This is a genomic window from Diaphorobacter sp. LR2014-1, from assembly GCF_002916785.1.
Lineage (GTDB): Bacteria > Pseudomonadota > Gammaproteobacteria > Burkholderiales > Burkholderiaceae_C > Diaphorobacter > Diaphorobacter nitroreducens.
Genome location: NZ_MTBE01000020.1, coordinates 41,510 through 58,730 on the forward strand (window position 1 = coordinate 41,510; position 17,221 = coordinate 58,730).

The following is a 17,221-nucleotide window of genomic DNA, read 5'->3' on the forward strand; positions in this document are numbered from 1 at the left end:
CGCCCCCCGCCCCTTTTGCAGACGCCACAAGACAACCGGGAGAGTGAGCCATGCTCAACATCTTTACGCTCGCCAACGGCCGGCTCGTCCAGGAAGAAATCGAGTCCCTGGAAGAGTTGGCGCGCTTTCAGCCGATCTGGGTGGACCTGGAGTCCCCCACGCTGGAAGAAAAGCGCTGGATCAAGCAGCACTACGGCCTGTCCATCCCCGAAGATGCGATGGACGAGGACATCGAAGAGTCCGCGCGCTTTTACGAGGAAGACAACGGCGAGCTGCACATCCGCAGCGACTTTCTGGTGGATGTGTACGACAAGCCGCGCTCGGCGCGCGTGGCCTTCATCCTGAACCTGGTCAACGACGAGCTCAAAAGCAAGGGCGTGCTGTTTTCCATCCACGATGAGAGCATTCCGGTCTTTCGCCTGCTGCGCATGCGCGCGCGGCGCGCGCCGGGCCTGATCGACGATGCCAAAGAGGTGCTGCTGAGCCTGTTTGACACCGACGCCGAATACTCCGCCGACACGCTGGAAGGCATCTACGACGACCTGGAGCAGGTCAGCACCCAGGTGCTGGCGGGCAACGTGACCGACGCACGCGCCAGCGAGGTGCTGGCGGCCATTGCGCGTCAGGAGGACCTGAACGGCCGCATCCGCCGCAACGTGATGGACACGCGCCGCGCGGTGAGCTTCATGATGCGCAGCCGCATGCTCAGCTCCGAGCAGTTCGAGGACGCGCGCCAGATCCTGCGCGACATCGAGTCGCTGGACAGCCACACGGCCTTCCTGTTCGACAAGATCAACTTCCTGATGGACGCCACGGTCGGTTTCATCAACATCAACCAGAACAAGATCATCAAGATCTTCTCCGTGGCCAGCGTGGCGCTGCTGCCGCCGACGCTGATCGCCAGCGTCTACGGCATGAACTTCAAGTTCATGCCCGAGCTGGACTGGCAGTACGGCTACCCCTACGTGCTGGCGCTGATGGTGGCCAGCGCGCTGGGGCCGATGCTGTACTTCCGCAAGCGGGGCTGGTTGAAATAAGTACATCCCCCTGAGCGGCTGCGCCGCTTCCCCCTTCTCTCGCATCGCTGCGCGCTGCGGGAAGGGGGACGACGCCGGTGGCCTGGCAAAGCCAGTTCCACGGCGTCCGCTGGGGTGGCCTGCTCCGCGGCCATCGGATGGATAAGGGCGCGCCAATTTCAAACATAATCGGCCTCTGGCGCCTACGCATCAAGCGCTAGCAGCTCTTATTTTGGGAGCATTTGCACGAAGCGCTGCACGATGTGGTCCGCATAGCGGCTGGCCACGTTCTGCACGAAGTGGGCGAAGTCGACATGCGCACTGTCGTCCGCGCGGTCGGAGATGGTGCGCACCGCCGCAAACGGCAGGCCGTAGTCGCGGCAGACCTGGGCCACGGCGGCGCCTTCCATCTCCACGGCCAGCACGTCGTGGTCCGACGCCAGCAGCGCCGCGCGCAACGCGCTGGATTCCTGCGCCGTGGAGACGAAGCGGTCGCCGCTGGCCATCAGGCCGTGGTGCACCTGCGGGGCGCGCGCAGCGTTGGGAAGATCAGCAACAAAATGGGCTCCAGCGTCCGCCAGGTAAGCGCGAGCAGCTTCCAAAAGCAGAGCATTCAGCGCCGCATCGCAGTCCATGCGCGCACGGCCGTAGCCCGGCACTTCCCAGCGCGGGAAGATGGGCGAGGCATCAAAGTCATGCTGCAGGTAGTCCTGCGCGACCACCACATCGCCCACTTGCACGCCCTCACCCACGCCGCCGGCCACGCCGGTGAACACCATGCGCGCCACGCCGAAGCGCTCGGCCAGCGCTGCAGCCGTGGTGGCCGCCGCCACCTTGCCAATGCCCGACAGTGCCAGCACCACGGGCTGCCCATGCAGGTGGCCGCGCCAGAAGACGCGGCCCGCATGCTGCAGTTGCTCAGGTTGCTGCAGGGCGTGCATGAGGCCGCCCTGCTCTTCGGGCAGGGCGCTGAGGATGGCAGTGGTCATGAGGGCGAGGGCCGGGCGTAAAAAAGCCGGGATTATCCCGGCTGTAGCGGCGAGAGCCCGCGCGGGGCCCTCGGGTTCTCGGCTTATTTCTTGTCGCGCAGCTCGCGGCGCAGGATCTTGCCGACGGGGGTCTTGGGCAGTTCGGTACGGAACTCGATCACCTTGGGCTGCTTGTAGCCCGTGAGGTTGGCGCGGCAGAAGTCCTTGACCTGCGCCTCGGTGAGCGCCGGGTCCTTCTTGACGATGACCAGCTTCACGGCCTCGCCCGTCTTCTCGTCGGGCACGCCCACCACCGCGCATTCCAGCACGCCGGGCATCAGCGCCACCACGTCCTCGATCTCGTTGGGGTAGACGTTGAAGCCGCTGACCAGAATCATGTCCTTCTTGCGGTCGACGATCTTCGTGTAGCCGCGCTCGTCCATGATGCCGATGTCGCCCGACTTGAAGTAGCCGCCTTCCGTCATGACCTTGGCGGTCTCGTCGGGGCGCTGCCAGTAGCCGGCCATGACCTGCGGGCCCTTGATGGCGATCTCGCCCGGCTGGCCAAGCGGCACTTCGCGGCCGTCGTCGTCCAGGATGGCAATGTACGTGCTGGGGATCGGCAGGCCGATGGTGCCGGTGAACTCTTTCGACGTCACCGGATTGCAGGTGGCCGAGGGGCTGGTCTCCGACAGGCCGTAGCCCTCGCAGATCGGGCAGCCGGTCTTCTCCAGCCACAGCTTGGCGACGGCGCGCTGCACCGCCATGCCGCCGCCGACCGAGACTTTCAGATGGCTCCAGTCGACGGTGTTGAAGTCGGGGTGGTTGGCCAGGCCGTTGAACAGCGTGTTGACGGCCGGAAAGCTGTGGAATTTGTGCTTGGACAGTTCCTTCAGCACCGCCGGCAGGTCGCGCGGGTTGGGAATCAGGATGGTCTTGCCGCCATTGCGCAGGCTCAGCATCATGTTCACCGTGAAGGCGAAGATGTGATAGAGCGGCAGCGCGCACACGCCGGTGGATTGCTCGCCGGCCGGAATCTGCTTCATCACCGGGTCGTTCCAGGCTTCGGACTGCAGCACGTTGGCGATCAGGTTGCGGTGCAGCAGCACGGCGCCCTTGGCGACGCCGGTGGTGCCGCCGGTGTACTGCAGCACGGCGACGTCGTCGGGGCCGATGGGCGGCGCGGTGAACGGCGCGCGCTGGCCCTTGGCGATGGCGTCGTTGTAGCGCACGGCGCCGGGCAGGCTGAAGTCGGGCACCAGCTTCTTGACCTTGCGCACCACGTAATTGACGATGGCGCCCTTGATCAGGCCCAGGCGGTCGCCCATGCTGGCCAGCACCACGTGCTTGACCGCCGTGTTGGCGATGCACTTTTGCAGCGTGGCGCCAAAGTTCTCGATGATGACGATGGCCTTGGCGCCGCTGTCTTTCAGCTGATGCTCCAGTTCGCGCGCGGTGTACAGCGGGTTGACGTTGACCACCACGTAGCCGGCGCGCAGGATGCCGGCCACCGTGGCCGGGTACTGCGGCACGTTGGGCATCATGATGGCCACGCGGTCGCCGCGCGCCAGGCCCAGGCTTTGCAGGTAGCCGGCCATGGCGCGGCTCTGGGCGTCGGTCTCGGCGTAGCTGACGTCCTTGCCCATGAAGCTGTAGGCGGTGCGATCGGCAAACTTCTTGAAGCTCTCGTCCATCAGCGCCACCAGCGACGGGTACTGCGAGGCGTCGATGTCGGCGGGAACGCCTTCGGGGTAGTGCTTGAGCCAGATGCGCTCGGTCATGGGTGCGTGCTCCTTGCAAGGTGGCGGCGCCGCGCGCGGCCGGGTGGGACAGGGGCCGGCGCGGGTGGGCCGGTTCATCACATTGTGTGACGCCAACACGCCGCGTGGTACTGGCGTTTTCCTTGAGGGCGATCAAACGCCCTTCAAAGTATCTTCAGACGATACTTATCGCACGACCGTGCGTAAATCGTCCCGCACGGTGCGCCGTGCGCGCAACGTGGCGGCTTATTCAATCGCCTTGCCGATGTCCTCGACCACCTTCTTGGCGTCGCCGAAGACCATCATGGTCTTGTCCATGTAGAACAGTTCGTTGTCCAGGCCGGCGTAGCCCGCGGCCATGGAGCGCTTGTTGACGATCACGGTCTTGGCCTTGTAAGCCTCCAGGATCGGCATGCCGTAGATGGGGCTGCCCTTGTGCAGCGCGGCGGGGTTCACCACATCGTTGGCGCCCAGCACGATGGCCACGTCGGCCTGGCCGAACTCGCCGTTGATGTCCTCCATCTCGAACACCTGGTCGTAGGGCACCTCGGCCTCGGCCAGCAGCACGTTCATATGGCCGGGCATGCGGCCCGCCACCGGATGGATGGCGTACTTGACGGTGATGCCCTTGTCGGTGAGCTTTTGCGCCAGCTCCTTCACCGCATGCTGCGCGCGCGCCACGGCCAGGCCGTAGCCGGGGACGATGACCACGGTCTCCGCCTGGCTCAGGATGAAGGCCGCATCGTCGGCGCTGCCGCTCTTGGCCGTGCGCTGCACGCCGCCGCCCGTGGCCGCAGCTGCCGCGTCGCCGCCGAAGCCGCCCAGGATCACGTTGAAGAACGAGCGGTTCATGGCCTTGCACATGATGTAGCTCAGGATCGCGCCCGAGCTGCCTACCAGCGAGCCCGCAATGATGAGCATGCTGTTGTTCAGCGAGAAGCCGATGCCCGCCGCTGCCCAGCCCGAGTAGCTGTTGAGCATGGACACCACCACGGGCATGTCGGCGCCGCCGATGGGAATGATGATGAGCACGCCCATCACGAAGGCGAGCGCCAGCATGGCGAAGAAGGCATCCCAGCGCTCGGTGAGCATGAACACCAGCCCCAGGCCGACGGTGGCCAGGCCCAGCACCAGGTTCAGCAGGTGCTGCCCCTTGAAGACCACCGGCGCGCCCTGGAACAGGCGGAACTTGTACTTGCCCGAGAGCTTGCCGAAGGCGATCACCGAGCCACTGAAGGTGATGGCGCCGATGGCCGCGCCCAGGAACAGCTCCAGACGGTTGCCCAGGGGGATCGGCTGGCCATGCGCCACGATCTGGAAGGCCCAGGGCTCGGCCACGGCCGCCACGGCGATGAACACCGCCGCCAGGCCGATCATGCTGTGCATGAAGGCCACCAGCTCGGGCATCTTGGTCATCTCCACGCGCTGGGCCATCACCGCGCCCGCGCCGCCGCCCACCACCAGGCCGGCCAGCACGTAGGTCATGCCCACGCCCTTGTCACTGGCCAGCTCCACGATGAGCGCCGCCGTGGTCAGCACGGCGATCGCCATGCCCGCCATGCCGAACAGGTTGCCGCGGATCGACGTGGTGGGGTGCGACAGGCCTTTGAGCGCCTGGATGAAACAGACGCTGGCGACCAGGTACAGCAGCGTGACAAGGTTCATGCTCATGCCAACGCTCCTTATTTCGTAGCTGCTTTCGCTTGTTCGGCGGGCGCCTTGCGCTCTTTCTTCTTGAACATCTCCAGCATGCGCCGGGTGACCAGGAAGCCGCCGAACACGTTCACCGCCGCCAGCGCCACGGCCAGCACGCCCATGGTCTTGCCCAGTGGCGTTTCGGTGAGCGCAGCGGCCAGCATGGCCCCGACGATGACAATGGCCGAGATGGCATTGGTCACCGCCATCAAGGGCGTGTGCAACGCGGGCGTGACGTTCCAGACCACGTGGTAGCCCACGTAGATGGCCAGCACGAAGATGATCAGGTTGATCAGCGTGGGCGAAACCGACTCCATCTCGACGCTCCTTCGGAAAGGGGACCTCTACACGGCCCCAATTGACAGCTATTCGGGCAAGGCCTGGGGGAACGGGGGCACCACGAAACGGCCATCCAGCATGGTGATGCTCTGGCGGGCCGCTTGGGCGAGCTGCTCCATCCACGCCTGCGCGGGACGGCCTGCACGCAGGAACTCCTCGTTGTTGCGCACGGTAGGCCGCAGCAACCGCCGATCGGCCAGCACATCCACGGACACATAGCCACCTTCGGGGGTGGAGTAGCGGTACGAGACGTGGGAATACGGGTTGGCTGGCACGGCCTGCTGCTGCGTCAGCCACTGGGCAAGCGCCGGACGCGCGCTGGCCAGGTAGCCGTCGGTGCCCGCGCTGCGCTTGTAGCGCAGGCAGTCGATGCGCACCGGACTGCCGCGCGCCGCGTCTTCCACCTGCACGCCCTTTTGCGGCAGGCAGGCCGCGGTCCACAGCGTGGTGTCGCGCGGGTGGTTGCTGGCATTGGTCTGCACTACCAGAACCGCCAGCGGTTCCTTGGCCTGGCCGCGCAGGGCCACTGCGCGGGTCTGCATGGGCAGATCGTGCGCGGTGTCATCGGGGCGGACGTCAAACTGCTCGGCGTCACCGCCCAAAGGCTGCCAGGTGCCCGCGGGCAACTGCAGTTCGGCACGGCCCACCCGTACGAGGTCCGGCTGCGCTGGCGCGCATGCAACGAGCGACAGCAGGGCCGCGATGGCGGGGACAAAGGGGTTCCAACGAAGACGCAAGAAAGTCACTCCAAGGTTGCGGGCAGAACAGGGTCACGCACGCGTGACGGCCCCCTCATGCGCCACCAAGCAGGCCACCACGATGTCGTCATCGCGGTTGAGGTGCAGGGCGCCTTCGGGGTTGATGATGAGTTTGAGAAAGTCGAGCACGTTGCGCGCGTACAGCGCGGAGGCATCAGCCGCCACGAGCGCGGGCAGGTTGGTCTCGCCGACCAGGGTCACGCCGTGGTGCACGACGGTCTGACCCGGCTGGGTCAGCGGGCAGTTGCCGCCCTGCGCGGCCGCCAGGTCCACGATGACGGAGCCGGGTTTCATGGACTCCACCATCTCCTGCGTGACCAGCACCGGCGCGGCGCGGCCGGGGATCAGCGCCGTGGTGATGACCACGTCGGCCTGCGCGACACGCTTGGCAACCTCGGCCTTCTGGCGGTCCAGCCAGCTTTGCGGCATGGGGCGGGCGTAACCGCCCACGCCCTCGGCAGCTTCTTTCTCCTCGGCGGTTTCGTAGGGCACGTCGATGAACTTCGCGCCCAGCGACTCCACCTGCTCCTTGACGCTGGGGCGCACATCGCTGGCCTCGATCACCGCGCCCAGGCGCTTGGCCGTGGCAATCGCCTGCAGGCCCGCCACACCCACGCCGAGGATGACCACGCGGGCCGCCTTCACGGTGCCCGCCGCGGTCATGAGCATGGGAAAGAAGCGCTGGTAGCGATCAGCGGCCATCACCACGGCCTTGTAGCCGGCGATGTTGGCCTGCGAGGAGAGTACGTCCATGCTCTGCGCGCGCGTGGTGCGCGGCGCGGCTTCCAGTGCATAGGCGGTGACGCCGGCAGCGGCCAGGCGGTGCAGACCTGCGGCGTCGAACGGATTCAGCATGCCGACCAAGGTACTGCCCGGGCGCAGCAGGCCGGCTTCGGCCTCTTGCGGCGCGCGCACCTTGAGCACCAGGTCGCAGCCCCAGGCGCCGGCCGCGTCGGTGATCTCGGCTCCCACGGCGGCAAAGCCGGCATCGGTGACGCTGGCGCAGACGCCGGCGCCTGACTGCACCCGCACCGTGTGGCCTTGGGCCACGAGTTTCTTGACGGTTTCTGGCGTGGCGGCCACCCGCGTCTCGCCTGCCAGGGTTTCGGCGGGCACACCTATCAGCATGTCATCTCCTCCTGCACGCGAGCGCCCTACGGCGTTGGTCCACGCAGCATTGCGTATTTCTACTTACCGTGAGCTTACATGAAGAATTTAACACCTTCGACGCACGCGCGACATGGCACGGAGCGAGGCCAAAGAAAAAGCCCGGCGGCCATGGGGCGCCGGGCTTGGGAAAGCGTGGGCGGCAGACGGCTCCGCCGCGCGCCTCATTGCGTCAGTTCACGACCTGCTGCAGCGCGCCGCTGGCGTATTTGGCAGCCATTTCGCTGAGGGTATAGCCCTTCACCTTCGCGCCCTGGCCCTCGCAGCCAAACTCCAGGTAGCGTTGCTTGCAGATGGCCTTGGCGGCTTCGCGCGCGGGCTTCATCCACTCGCGCATGTCGAATTTTTCCGGGTTCTCGGCCTGGAACTTGCGCACCGCCCCGGTCATGGCCAAGCGGATATCGGTGTCGATGTTGATCTTGCGCACGCCGTGCTTGATGGCTTCCTGGATCTCGGCCACGGGCACGCCGTAGGTTTCCTTCATCTTGCCGCCAAACTGGTTGATGAGGGCCAGCAGATCCTGCGGCACGCTGGACGAGCCATGCATCACCAGGTGGGTGTTGGGAATGCGCGCGTGGATTTCCTTGACGCGCTGGATCGACAGCACATCGCCCGTGGGCGGGCGGGAGAACTTGTAGGCCCCATGGCTGGTACCGATGGCGATCGCCAGGGCGTCCAGTTGCGTGGCCTTGACGAACTGCGCAGCCTCCTCGGGGTCCGTGAGCAGCTGGGCGTGGCTGAGCTTGCCAGCCGCGCCGACGCCGTCTTCCTCACCCGCCTCGCCGGTCTCCAGGCTGCCCAGGCAGCCCAGTTCGCCTTCGACGGTAGCGCCGATCTTGTGCGCCATAGCCACCACTTCCTGGGTGACGCGCACGTTGTAGTCGAAGTCTGCGGGGGTCTTGCCGTCTTCGCGCAGCGAGCCGTCCATCATCACCGAGCCGAAGCCCAGCTCCAGCGCGGCCTTGCAGATGGCGGGGCTGGTGCCGTGGTCCTGGTGCATGACCAGAGGAATGTGCGGATACGCCTCGGCAGCGGCGGCGATCAGGTGCTTGATAAAGCTCTCGCCGGCGTACTTGCGGGCGCCGGCGCTGGCTTGCAGGATCACCGGCGCGCCCACCTCGTCGGCAGCGGCCATCACGGCCTGCACCTGCTCCAGGTTGTTGACGTTGAAGGCGGGAATGCCATAGCCGTGGTCGGCGGCATGGTCGAGCAGTTCGCGCATCGAGACGAGAGGCATGGGGTGGATCCGTTCGAGGGTTGATGGATGAGCGGCGGTAACCGCTTGGTAACCCGTAATTTTAGCCGCCCTACCGCTTCCTGGACCCATGCCCCCAATACCCCCCATCGCCCCGCCTGCGTTCACGGGGTGAAAGGATGCGCTACCGCGAGTTCATCGTGCGCGGCAGATCTTGAGCATGTTCGTGCCGCCGGGCGCACCCATGGGCTCGCCGCATGTGATCACGTACAGGTCGCCCTGTTGCACGATGTTGCGCATCTTCAGGTGGCTCTCGGCCTGGTCCAGTGCAGTGTCGCGGTCGGCGCTGGTGTCCATGAGCAACGGGCGCACGTTGCGGAACATCGCCATGCGCCGCTGCGTGGCCACCTTCGGCGTCAATGCATAGATGGGAATGTGGATGCGGTGGCGGCTCATCCACAGTGCCGTGGAACCGCTGTCGGTCATCGCCACGATGGCCTTGGCACCCAGGTGGTGCGCCGTGAACAGCGCGCCCATGGCGATGGACTGGTCGATGCGGCCCAGGGTCTGGCCGATGAAGTCGGAGTCGCGCTCCAGGTCTTCGGCCGCTTCCGCGGCGGCGCAGATGGTGGCCATCTCCCGCACCGTGTCCAGCGGGTACTTGCCGGCAGCCGTCTCGGCGCTGAGCATCACGGCGTCGGTGCCGTCCAGCACGGCGTTGGCCACGTCGCTCACTTCGGCGCGCGTGGGCACGGGGTTGGCGATCATGCTCTCCATCATCTGGGTCGCGGTGATCACCACCTTGTCCATGTCGCGCGCCATGCGGATCATCTTTTTCTGCAGCGCGGGCACCGCGGCGTTGCCCACCTCCACGGCCAGGTCGCCGCGCGCCACCATGATGCCGTCGGACACGCGCAGGATCTCCTCCAGCAGCGGCACGGCCTCTGCACGCTCGATCTTCGCGATCAGGCCGGGTTTGTGGCGGAACTCGGCCGCGGCCACGTTGCACAGCTGGCGCGCCATCTCCATGTCGGTGGCGTTCTTGGGGAAGCTCACGGCCACATAGTCGGCCTGGAAGCTCATGGCGGTCTTGATGTCCTCCATGTCCTTGGCCGTGAGGGCGGGCGCCGTGAGGCCTCCCCCCTGCTTGTTGATGCCCTTGTTGTTGGACAGCTCGCCGCCGATCTTCACGGTGGTGTACACCGCCTCGCCGCGCACGGCATCCACCTGCAGCACGATGAGGCCGTCGTTCAGCAGCAGCACGTCGCCGGGCTTCACGTCGCGGGGAAGTTCCTTGTAGTCCAGGCCCACGCCCTGCAGGTCGCCGGGCTCGCTGCGCGACGCGTCCAGCACGAAAGGCTGGCCCGGCTCCAGCATCACCCGTCCTTCGGCAAACTTGCCCACGCGAATCTTCGGCCCCTGCAGGTCGGCCATGATGGCGACCTCGCGCCCGGCGCGCTGGGCGGCCTCGCGCACCATGGCAGCGCGCTCCACATGGTCCTGCGCCTTGCCGTGGCTGAAGTTCAGGCGCACCACGTTCACGCCCGCCGCGATCATCTGCTCCAGCAGTTGCGGGTCGCTGGAGGCGGGGCCCAGGGTGGCAACGATCTTGGTGGCGCGGCGGATCTGCATGGGGGTGTCTCTTTTCCGTGGATGTAATCGAGTTTCGATTTTTGCACAAAATCAGTTACATCGCGGTTCCTGAAAACACCCGCTCAGCCGCGCATCAGCGCCTCGATCTCGTCACCCTCCACGGGCACCCCGCGGGTGATCAGTTCGCAGCCGGTCTCGGTGACGATGGCGTCGTCCTCGATGCGGATGCCGATGTGGTGGAAGGCCTCGGGCACGCCCGGCGCCGGGCGCACGTACAAGCCAGGCTCGATGGTCAGCACCATGCCTGGGCGCAGGATGCGGCTGGGGCGGTTCTGGATCAGCTCGCCCGACAGCGGGTCGCGCCGCTCGCTCACCTGGCCCACTTCTGAGGGCTCGACGTAGCTGCCGCAATCGTGCACATCCATGCCCAGCCAGTGGCCGGTGCGGTGCATGTAGAACTGGAAGTACGCACGGCTCGCGATCACGTCCTGCACGCTGCCGACCTTGTTGGCGTCCAGCAGGCCCAAGTCCAGCAAGCCCTGCGCCAGCACGGCCACCGTGGCGTCGTGCGGGTCGTTGAAGCGGTTGCCCGCACGCGTGGCGGCGATGGCCGCCTTCTGGCTCTCCAGCACCAGGTCGTACAGCGCGCGCTGCGGGCCGGTGAAGCGGCCATCGGCCGGAAAGGTGCGCGTGATGTCCGAGGCGTAGCCGTCCAGCTCGCAGCCCGCGTCGATCAGCACCAGCTCGCCCGCGCGCACCGGCGCGGCATCGGCGCGGTAGTGCAGCACGCAGGCGTTGGCCCCCGCAGCCACGATGGAGCCATACGCCGGGCACTGCGAGCCCTCTTCGCGGAACGCGTGCAGCAGCTCCGCATCCAGGTGGTATTCGCGCACGTCCTGGCCGGCGCCCAGCATGCGGGCGCTTCTTTGCATGGCGCGCACATGGGCGCGGGCGCTGATGGCGGCGGCGCGGCGCATCAGGTCCTGCTCATGCGCGTCCTTGATCAGGCGCATCTCGTCGAGCAGCGTGCACAGGTCGCCTTGCTGCGCGGGGCACAGCGCGCCGTACCGCACGCGTGCGCGCACCTGGTTCAGCCAGCCTTCCACACGCGCAGCCAGCCCTGGGTGGGTGGCGAAGGGGAACCAGACGCTGTCGCGGTTTTCCAGCAGGCGCGGCAAGCGCGCGTCGATATCGGCCACCGAGTGCGCGGCGTCCACGCCCAGGGTGGCCAGGGCCGCCTCGGGCCCCAGGCGGTAGCCATCCCAGATCTCGCGTTCCAGGTCCTTGGGCTGGCAAAACAGCGTGCTGTGGCCTTCCGCGGTCAGCACCAGCCACGCGCCCGGCTCGGCAAAGCCCGTGAGGTAGTAGAAGTAGCTGTCGTGGCGGTAGAGAAACTCGCTGTCGCGGTTGCGCTGCTGCAGCGGGGCGGTGGGCACGATGGCGATGCCGCCCGCGCCCAACTGGGCGGCAAGGCGGGCGCGACGCTGCGCGTAGAGGGAGCTGGGCGTGGTCATGCTGCCATTGTGGGCCCAACGGCGGGCGCGCGCGGCGGCGCCCAGGCGCCGTGGCAGACTCGCCGCATGTCCTTCCTGCTGACCACCCTCATCCCCCTGCTGGGCCTGGTGCTGACCGTGGCCCTGCTTTCCTACGCGTTCTATGCGCGGTATATCGATGTTCCCAACAAGCCGCGGCTGGACCGGCGCGTGCTGGTCGCCCTGTGCGCCGTGGCCGTGGTGTGCGATGCCTGGCTGGGCCTGCGCCTGTACCTGTCGGGTCGCGCGCAGCAGACGCGCCAGGACAGCGCCGTGCATCGCACCCACCGCGAACGCTTCGTGCTGCCGCACGACGTGCAGTACGGCGAACTGGTGATTCCCGCGGGCAGCCTGATCAACCGGCTGGACCCCTTCGACAACGGCGCGCCGGTGCAGCCGGTGTCCCTGCGCGGCCTGGAGGCGGTGCGCTTTTCGCAGCCCGTGCTCGTGGCCGGCGTATGGGCCCAGGCGATGCAGGTGCTGCCGATGCGCGTAGAACTGGCCCAGGACCAGCGTATTGGCCCGCTGTACCGCTACAACACCGACACCAAGGACTGGGAGCTGAACAAGGTGGTACCCGCGCTGCTGTGCCGCCAGGGCCAGATCGCCCTGTTCCAGGTGCCGCACATCCCCTACGACGTGCAGGCCGAGGTGGGCAAGCCCGCACCCGACGGGCCGCAGGCCCGCTTCCTGCCCAGCCAGTGGCAGTTCCGCAACTGCGAGAACGGCCCGGCCATCGATGTGCAGCCCGCCCATCCCGCATCGGCCGCCGCGCTGGCGCCCGCGCCCGAGTTGCTGCCTCCGCCGCCGCCCGCCGAGCCGGCATCAGACCCCTCCGATCCCGCGTCGGGCGCCGCCTCGGCCCCCGCATCCGCGCCAGGCGCCTGAACCGCTGGGCGACGGACGCTGCCTCAGCCGGCGTTCAGCTCAGCGAGCCGCTCGGGCGTACCCACATCGGTCCAGCGCCCGGTATGGAGCGTCGCCGTCACCCGCCCCGCATCCATGGCGCGGCGCAGCAGCGGCGCCAGGGGCGCGGCCACACCCTCGGGGTTGCCGGGTGCGATGTCGCACCAGGGCGCGGTGAACAGCTCGGCGCGCAGCAGGGCGATGGTGCTGTAGGTGTAGCGCGGCCGCGGGTCCTGCGCCGGCAGATTCAGCGCCAACCCCTCGGGCGACAGGCCGAAGTCGCCGCGCGGGTGGTGCGGCGGGTTGGGCACGAGCCACAGATGGGCCAGGGCATCGCCGGCCACGAACCGCTGCACGGCCTGCGCCTCGAAGGTGAAGTCGGGCGCGAACACATCGCCCGCCGCCAGCCAGAACACCGGCCCCAGCTGCGGCAGCGCGCGTGCGATACCGCCGGCCGTCTCCAGCGCGCGACCGAAATCCCGGCCTTCATGGGAGTATGAAATTGATAGCTGCTCGCGCTTGTCCCGCTTGCCTTCGACGGCAAAAACATCTGAAAACCGGTGGCCAATCTGCTCGCCCAGCCACGCGGTGTTGATCACGGCGCGCTCGACACCCGCTTCGACCAACGCACGCAGGTGCCACTCCAGCAGCGGCCGCCCGCGCACTTCGAGCAATGGTTTGGGACAGGCATCGGTCAGCGGGCGCATGCGCTCGCCGCGGCCGGCGGCCAGCAGCATGGCGGGGAACTGGGGCATCGTCATGGGCCCGCAGTGTAGGGGCCGCAGCGCCCCCGGTCAGGGCAGCAGGCGGTAGCCCACCGCCGTCTCGGTGAGCAGGTGGCGTGGCTGCGCCGGGTCGACCTCAAGCTTGCCGCGCAGGTGGCCCATGTAGACGCGCAGGTAGTGGCTCTGGTCGCTGTGCGCCGGCCCCCAGACCTCGCGCAGCAACTGGCGCTGGGTGAGCACGCGCCCGGCGTTGGCCACCAGCACGGAGAGCAAACGGTACTCGGTGGGGGTCAGGTGCACCTCGTCGCCGGCGCGGCGCACCACGCGCCGGGCGCGGTCCACCTCCACCGCCCCGGCCTCCTCGCCAAAGCGGAACACCGCATCGGCCGGCGCGGGCGCCTCGCCCGCCGCGGCACGCGGACGCCGCAGGTTGGCGCGCACGCGTGCCAGCAGCTCGCCGGTGCCGAAGGGCTTGGTGAGGTAGTCGTCCGCTCCCGCGTCCAGCGCGGCGATCTTGTCGGCCTCGTCGGCGCGCGCCGAGAGCACGATGATGGGCACGCTGGACCAGCCGCGCACGTCGCGGATCAGCTCCACGCCGTCGCCGTCGGGCAGGCCCAGGTCGAGCACCAGCAGGTCGGGGTGGCGCGTGCCGGCGGCCACCAGGCCCTCGCGCTGGGTGGCGGCCTCGTGCACCAGCCAGCCCTCGTCCTCCAGCGCGCCGCGCACGAAGCGGCGGATCTGGGGTTCATCCTCGATCACGATGGCGGTGAGGCTAGGGGGAGAAGACATAGGATTTCATTCGGTAACGGCGGGCGGCGGACGGCGCGGCAGCTCGATGGTGAACGCCGCACCGCCGCTGCCATGCGCATCGGCGGCGGCGTTCGTGGCCGAGATCTCGCCGCCATGCGCCTGCACGATGGCCTTGCAGATGGCCAGGCCCAGCCCCACGCCGGGCGTGGTGGACTCTGCCTGGCCGCGGGTGAACTTGTCGAACAGCACCTGCTCGCGCCCGCGCAGGTGGGGCGGCAGGCCCGGGCCGTGGTCGCGCACGGTGATGCGCAGCGCCTGCGGCAGCGCGCTGGCCGCCACGACGATGGGCGGCGCGCCGTAGCGCGCGGCGTTCTCCAGCAGGTTGACCAGCACGCGCTCGATCAGCACGGCGTCGAACTCCACCAGCGGCAGCTCGGGCGCCAACTCGGTGCGCACCGCCATGCCGCCCAGGGCCGGCTGCGCGGCGCGGATGGCCGCGCCCACGACCTCCTCCACCGACTGCCACTCGCGCCGCAGCTGCACGGCGCCGCTGGCGCTGCTTTCCAGCCGCGCCATGTCCAGCAGGTTGCCCACCAGCGTGCTCAGCGCGCGCGCCTGGGCCACGATGGCCTGCGCCGCCTGCGCCTGCGCGGGCGACAGCGGCGGCGCCAGCGTGCGCAGCGACTCGGCCAGCCCGATCAGCGCCGTCAGCGGCGTGCGCACGTCGTGCGAGATGGCGCCCAGCAAGGCGTTGCGCAGGCGCTCGGACTCGATGTCCACCACCGCCTGCTGCGCCACCTCGACGTAATGCACGCGCTCCACGGCAATGGCGATCTGGCGCGCCAGGGTTTCCAGCTGCCGCGCCTGCTCGGGAATCACCAGCCAGCGCGGCTGCGCCGGACGCAGCGCCAGCACGCCGCGCACGCGCATGGGCGCCACCAGCGGCACGTAGTGCCAGGGCTGGGCCGACAGGGTGGCCGTGGTCAGGCCCGCGCTCTGGCCCTGGCGGAAGGCCCAGTCGGCCACGCTGAAGTCGAACCCCTCGGGCGGATCGGACGGGGGCACGAGCCGGTCCTGGGCGTCGGTCAGCAGCACCCGGGCCTCGCCGCCGAAATGGCGCTGCACCGCCGCCGCGCCCAGCGCCTCGACCTGGCTGGCCTGCAGCGCCGCCGACAGCTCGCGCGCCAGCTCGAACAGCGACTGCGCGCGCCGCTCGCGCCCCGCCGACACGCTGGCCGCGAAGCGCAGGCCCGCCGTGAGCTGCCCCACCAGCAGGCCTACGCCCAGCATGACGGCGAAGGTCAGCAGGTACTGCACGTCGCTCACCGCGAACGAGAAGGTGGGCAGCACGAAGAAGTAGTCGAAGGCCATGACGTTCATCGCCGCCGCGAGGGCCGCCGGCCCGCGCCCGAAACGCCACGCCACGCCCACCACGCCCAGCAGGTAGAGCATGACGATGTTGGTCAGCTCCAGCACGCCCGACAGCGGCGCAGCCAGCCCGGTGAGGGCCACGCTGCTGCCCACGGCCCAGGCAAAGCCGGGCCAGGTGGCGGCATCCGGCTCCTCGGGCAGTTCTCCACGCGCCGGGGCCGCCCAGGGCGTGCGCGCCAGGCGGCGGGCGCTGTCGGCCGGGGCCACGCTGACCAGGTCCAGCGTGGGCGCGATGCGCGCCAGCCGCAGCGCCAGCGGCGCGCACCAGCGCCCGGCCCAGCGGCGCCAGCCGGCGCGCGCGCGGCCACGGCCCAGCACCAGCATGGCGCAGTTCAGGCGCTGCGCCTGTTCGGCCAGCGCGGGCGCCACCTGCTCGTCGCTCAGTACGGCGGTTTCCGCGCCCAGCTCCTGCGCCAGGTGCAGCACGGCCAGGATGCGGTCGCGCGCGGCATCGTCCAGCCGCGCCAGGCGCGGCGTTTCCACGTAGACGGCATGCCAGCGCACATTGAGCTGGCCCGCCATGCGGGCCGCCGCGCGCACGGTCTGCGCCGCGTCCTGCTCCGGCCCCACGGCCGCCAGGATGGCGCCCGAGGTGTTCCACGCCGGGGGTGCGCCGCCCCCCGGCGCGCCGCTCTCGCCCGACTGCTCGATGCGCCAGCCCCGCACGTCGTCCTCGACGTGGTCGGCCGTGCGGCGCAGGGCGATCTCGCGCAGCGCGATCAGGTTGCCCTTGCGAAAGAAGTTCTGCGCCGCGCGCTCGGCCTGCTGGGGCAGGTAGACCTTGCCGGCGGCCAGCCGCGCCGCCATTTCGTCGGGCGTGGCATCGACCAGGGTCACCTCGTCGGCCTCGTCCAGCACGCTGTCGGGCACGGTCTCGTTCACGCGGATGCCGGTGATGGCGCCCACCGTGCCGTTCAGGCTCTCCAGGTGCTGCACATTGAGCGCGGTCCACACGTCGATGCCGGCGGCCAGCAGCTCCTCCACGTCCTGCCAGCGCTTGGCGTGGCGCGAGCCGGGCGCGTTGCTGTGCGCCAGTTCGTCCACCAGCAGCACCTGCGGGTGGCGCAGCAGCGCGCCGTCCAGGTCGAACTCGCGCAGCAGCTTGCCGCGGTAGTGCCGCTCGCACGGCGGCAGGGCCTCCAGCCCCTCGACCAGCGCGGCGGTCTCGCTGCGGCCATGGGTTTCGACCACGCCGATCACCACGTCGCGGCCGGCCTCCCGTTCGCGCCGGGCCGCGCTGAGCATGGCCCAGGTCTTGCCCACCCCGGCATTGGCGCCGAAGTAAATGCGCAGGCGGCCACGCTGCGCGCGCACCTCGTCGGCGCGCAGTTGCGCGAGCAGGGCGTCGGGGTCGGGGCGGCTGGCTTCGGGCATGGCGAGGGCAGG

At 68.8% G+C, this 17,221-nt stretch carries 14 protein-coding genes; 2 read left to right on the plus strand and 12 right to left on the minus strand.

Features of this window, described 5'->3' with window-relative positions; all coding sequences use genetic code 11:
* Positions 1 to 50 precede the first annotated feature (50 nt).
* Complete coding sequence (gene corA / locus BV908_RS14000) at positions 51 to 1,037, plus strand: magnesium/cobalt transporter CorA (protein WP_103738475.1); 987 nt, start codon at positions 51 to 53, stop codon at positions 1,035 to 1,037.
* Positions 1,038 to 1,243: 206 nt separating this feature from the next.
* Here corA and BV908_RS14005 read toward each other — a convergent pair whose 3' ends face one another.
* The 9 genes from BV908_RS14005 to BV908_RS14045 form a co-directional block, all read right to left on the minus strand.
* Positions 1,244 to 2,005 carry a 5'-methylthioadenosine/adenosylhomocysteine nucleosidase gene (locus BV908_RS14005; RefSeq protein WP_103738476.1) on the minus strand — a complete coding sequence of 254 codons (762 nt, stop codon included), beginning with the start codon at positions 2,003 to 2,005 and terminating at the stop codon, positions 1,244 to 1,246.
* A gap of 83 nt (positions 2,006 to 2,088) precedes the next feature.
* On the minus strand, positions 2,089 to 3,765 hold the full coding sequence (locus tag BV908_RS14010; protein ID WP_103738477.1) for a long-chain-fatty-acid--CoA ligase: 1,677 nt from the start codon (positions 3,763 to 3,765) through the stop codon (positions 2,089 to 2,091).
* 225 nt (positions 3,766 to 3,990) lie between these two features.
* Positions 3,991 to 5,415 (minus strand): NAD(P)(+) transhydrogenase (Re/Si-specific) subunit beta, encoded by a 1,425-nt coding sequence (locus tag BV908_RS14015; RefSeq protein ID WP_103738478.1) that lies wholly within the window; start codon positions 5,413 to 5,415, stop codon positions 3,991 to 3,993.
* Between the two features lie 11 nt (positions 5,416 to 5,426).
* Positions 5,427 to 5,756, minus strand: a complete 330-nt coding sequence (locus BV908_RS14020; RefSeq protein ID WP_015914535.1) for an NAD(P) transhydrogenase subunit alpha — start codon at positions 5,754 to 5,756, stop codon at positions 5,427 to 5,429.
* A gap of 48 nt (positions 5,757 to 5,804) precedes the next feature.
* Positions 5,805 to 6,524: a hypothetical protein gene (locus tag BV908_RS14025; RefSeq protein WP_246867517.1), complete on the minus strand. Its 720-nt coding sequence runs from the start codon at positions 6,522 to 6,524 to the stop codon at positions 5,805 to 5,807.
* 24 nt (positions 6,525 to 6,548) lie between these two features.
* A complete protein-coding gene (locus tag BV908_RS14030; protein ID WP_011807039.1) occupies positions 6,549 to 7,664 on the minus strand; it encodes a Re/Si-specific NAD(P)(+) transhydrogenase subunit alpha in 1,116 nt (371 codons plus the stop codon).
* 211 nt (positions 7,665 to 7,875) lie between these two features.
* Complete coding sequence (fba, locus tag BV908_RS14035) at positions 7,876 to 8,940, minus strand: class II fructose-bisphosphate aldolase (protein ID WP_103738480.1); 1,065 nt, start codon at positions 8,938 to 8,940, stop codon at positions 7,876 to 7,878.
* A 153-nt stretch (positions 8,941 to 9,093) separates the two neighbouring features.
* Positions 9,094 to 10,530: a pyruvate kinase gene (gene pyk, locus BV908_RS14040; protein WP_103738481.1), complete on the minus strand. Its 1,437-nt coding sequence runs from the start codon at positions 10,528 to 10,530 to the stop codon at positions 9,094 to 9,096.
* An 83-nt stretch (positions 10,531 to 10,613) separates the two neighbouring features.
* Positions 10,614 to 12,005, minus strand: coding sequence for an aminopeptidase P N-terminal domain-containing protein (locus tag BV908_RS14045; RefSeq protein WP_103738482.1), 1,392 nt, complete (start codon positions 12,003 to 12,005; stop codon positions 10,614 to 10,616).
* A gap of 66 nt (positions 12,006 to 12,071) precedes the next feature.
* On the opposite strand from BV908_RS14045, the gene BV908_RS14050 reads away from it, so the two are divergent.
* Positions 12,072 to 12,911: a hypothetical protein gene (locus BV908_RS14050; RefSeq protein WP_103738483.1), complete on the plus strand. Its 840-nt coding sequence runs from the start codon at positions 12,072 to 12,074 to the stop codon at positions 12,909 to 12,911.
* 23 nt (positions 12,912 to 12,934) lie between these two features.
* Here BV908_RS14050 and BV908_RS14055 read toward each other — a convergent pair whose 3' ends face one another.
* From BV908_RS14055 to BV908_RS14065, 3 genes are read right to left on the minus strand one after another with little or no spacing between them, the layout of a single operon-like run.
* On the minus strand, positions 12,935 to 13,690 hold the full coding sequence (locus BV908_RS14055; protein ID WP_103738484.1) for a nucleotidyltransferase family protein: 756 nt from the start codon (positions 13,688 to 13,690) through the stop codon (positions 12,935 to 12,937).
* Between the two features lie 33 nt (positions 13,691 to 13,723).
* Positions 13,724 to 14,443: a two-component system response regulator KdpE gene (gene kdpE, locus BV908_RS14060; protein WP_103738485.1), complete on the minus strand. Its 720-nt coding sequence runs from the start codon at positions 14,441 to 14,443 to the stop codon at positions 13,724 to 13,726.
* 6 nt (positions 14,444 to 14,449) lie between these two features.
* On the minus strand, positions 14,450 to 17,209 hold the full coding sequence (locus BV908_RS14065) for a DUF4118 domain-containing protein (RefSeq protein ID WP_047351178.1): 2,760 nt from the start codon (positions 17,207 to 17,209) through the stop codon (positions 14,450 to 14,452).
* Between the last annotated feature and the right edge of the window lie 12 nt (positions 17,210 to 17,221).

Coding starts and splice junctions, on each gene's coding strand:
- corA (WP_103738475.1), top strand. CDS start 51: ATGCTCAACATCTTTACGCTCGCCAACGGCCGGCTCGTCCAGGAAGAA.
- BV908_RS14005 (WP_103738476.1), bottom strand. CDS start 2,005: ATGACCACTGCCATCCTCAGCGCCCTGCCCGAAGAGCAGGGCGGCCTC.
- BV908_RS14010 (WP_103738477.1), bottom strand. CDS start 3,765: ATGACCGAGCGCATCTGGCTCAAGCACTACCCCGAAGGCGTTCCCGCC.
- BV908_RS14015 (WP_103738478.1), bottom strand. CDS start 5,415: ATGAGCATGAACCTTGTCACGCTGCTGTACCTGGTCGCCAGCGTCTGT.
- BV908_RS14020 (WP_015914535.1), bottom strand. CDS start 5,756: ATGGAGTCGGTTTCGCCCACGCTGATCAACCTGATCATCTTCGTGCTG.
- BV908_RS14030 (WP_011807039.1), bottom strand. CDS start 7,664: ATGCTGATAGGTGTGCCCGCCGAAACCCTGGCAGGCGAGACGCGGGTG.
- fba (WP_103738480.1), bottom strand. CDS start 8,940: ATGCCTCTCGTCTCGATGCGCGAACTGCTCGACCATGCCGCCGACCAC.
- pyk (WP_103738481.1), bottom strand. CDS start 10,530: ATGCAGATCCGCCGCGCCACCAAGATCGTTGCCACCCTGGGCCCCGCC.
- BV908_RS14045 (WP_103738482.1), bottom strand. CDS start 12,005: ATGACCACGCCCAGCTCCCTCTACGCGCAGCGTCGCGCCCGCCTTGCC.
- BV908_RS14050 (WP_103738483.1), top strand. CDS start 12,072: ATGTCCTTCCTGCTGACCACCCTCATCCCCCTGCTGGGCCTGGTGCTG.
- BV908_RS14055 (WP_103738484.1), bottom strand. CDS start 13,690: ATGACGATGCCCCAGTTCCCCGCCATGCTGCTGGCCGCCGGCCGCGGC.
- kdpE (WP_103738485.1), bottom strand. CDS start 14,443: ATGTCTTCTCCCCCTAGCCTCACCGCCATCGTGATCGAGGATGAACCC.
- BV908_RS14065 (WP_047351178.1), bottom strand. CDS start 17,209: ATGCCCGAAGCCAGCCGCCCCGACCCCGACGCCCTGCTCGCGCAACTG.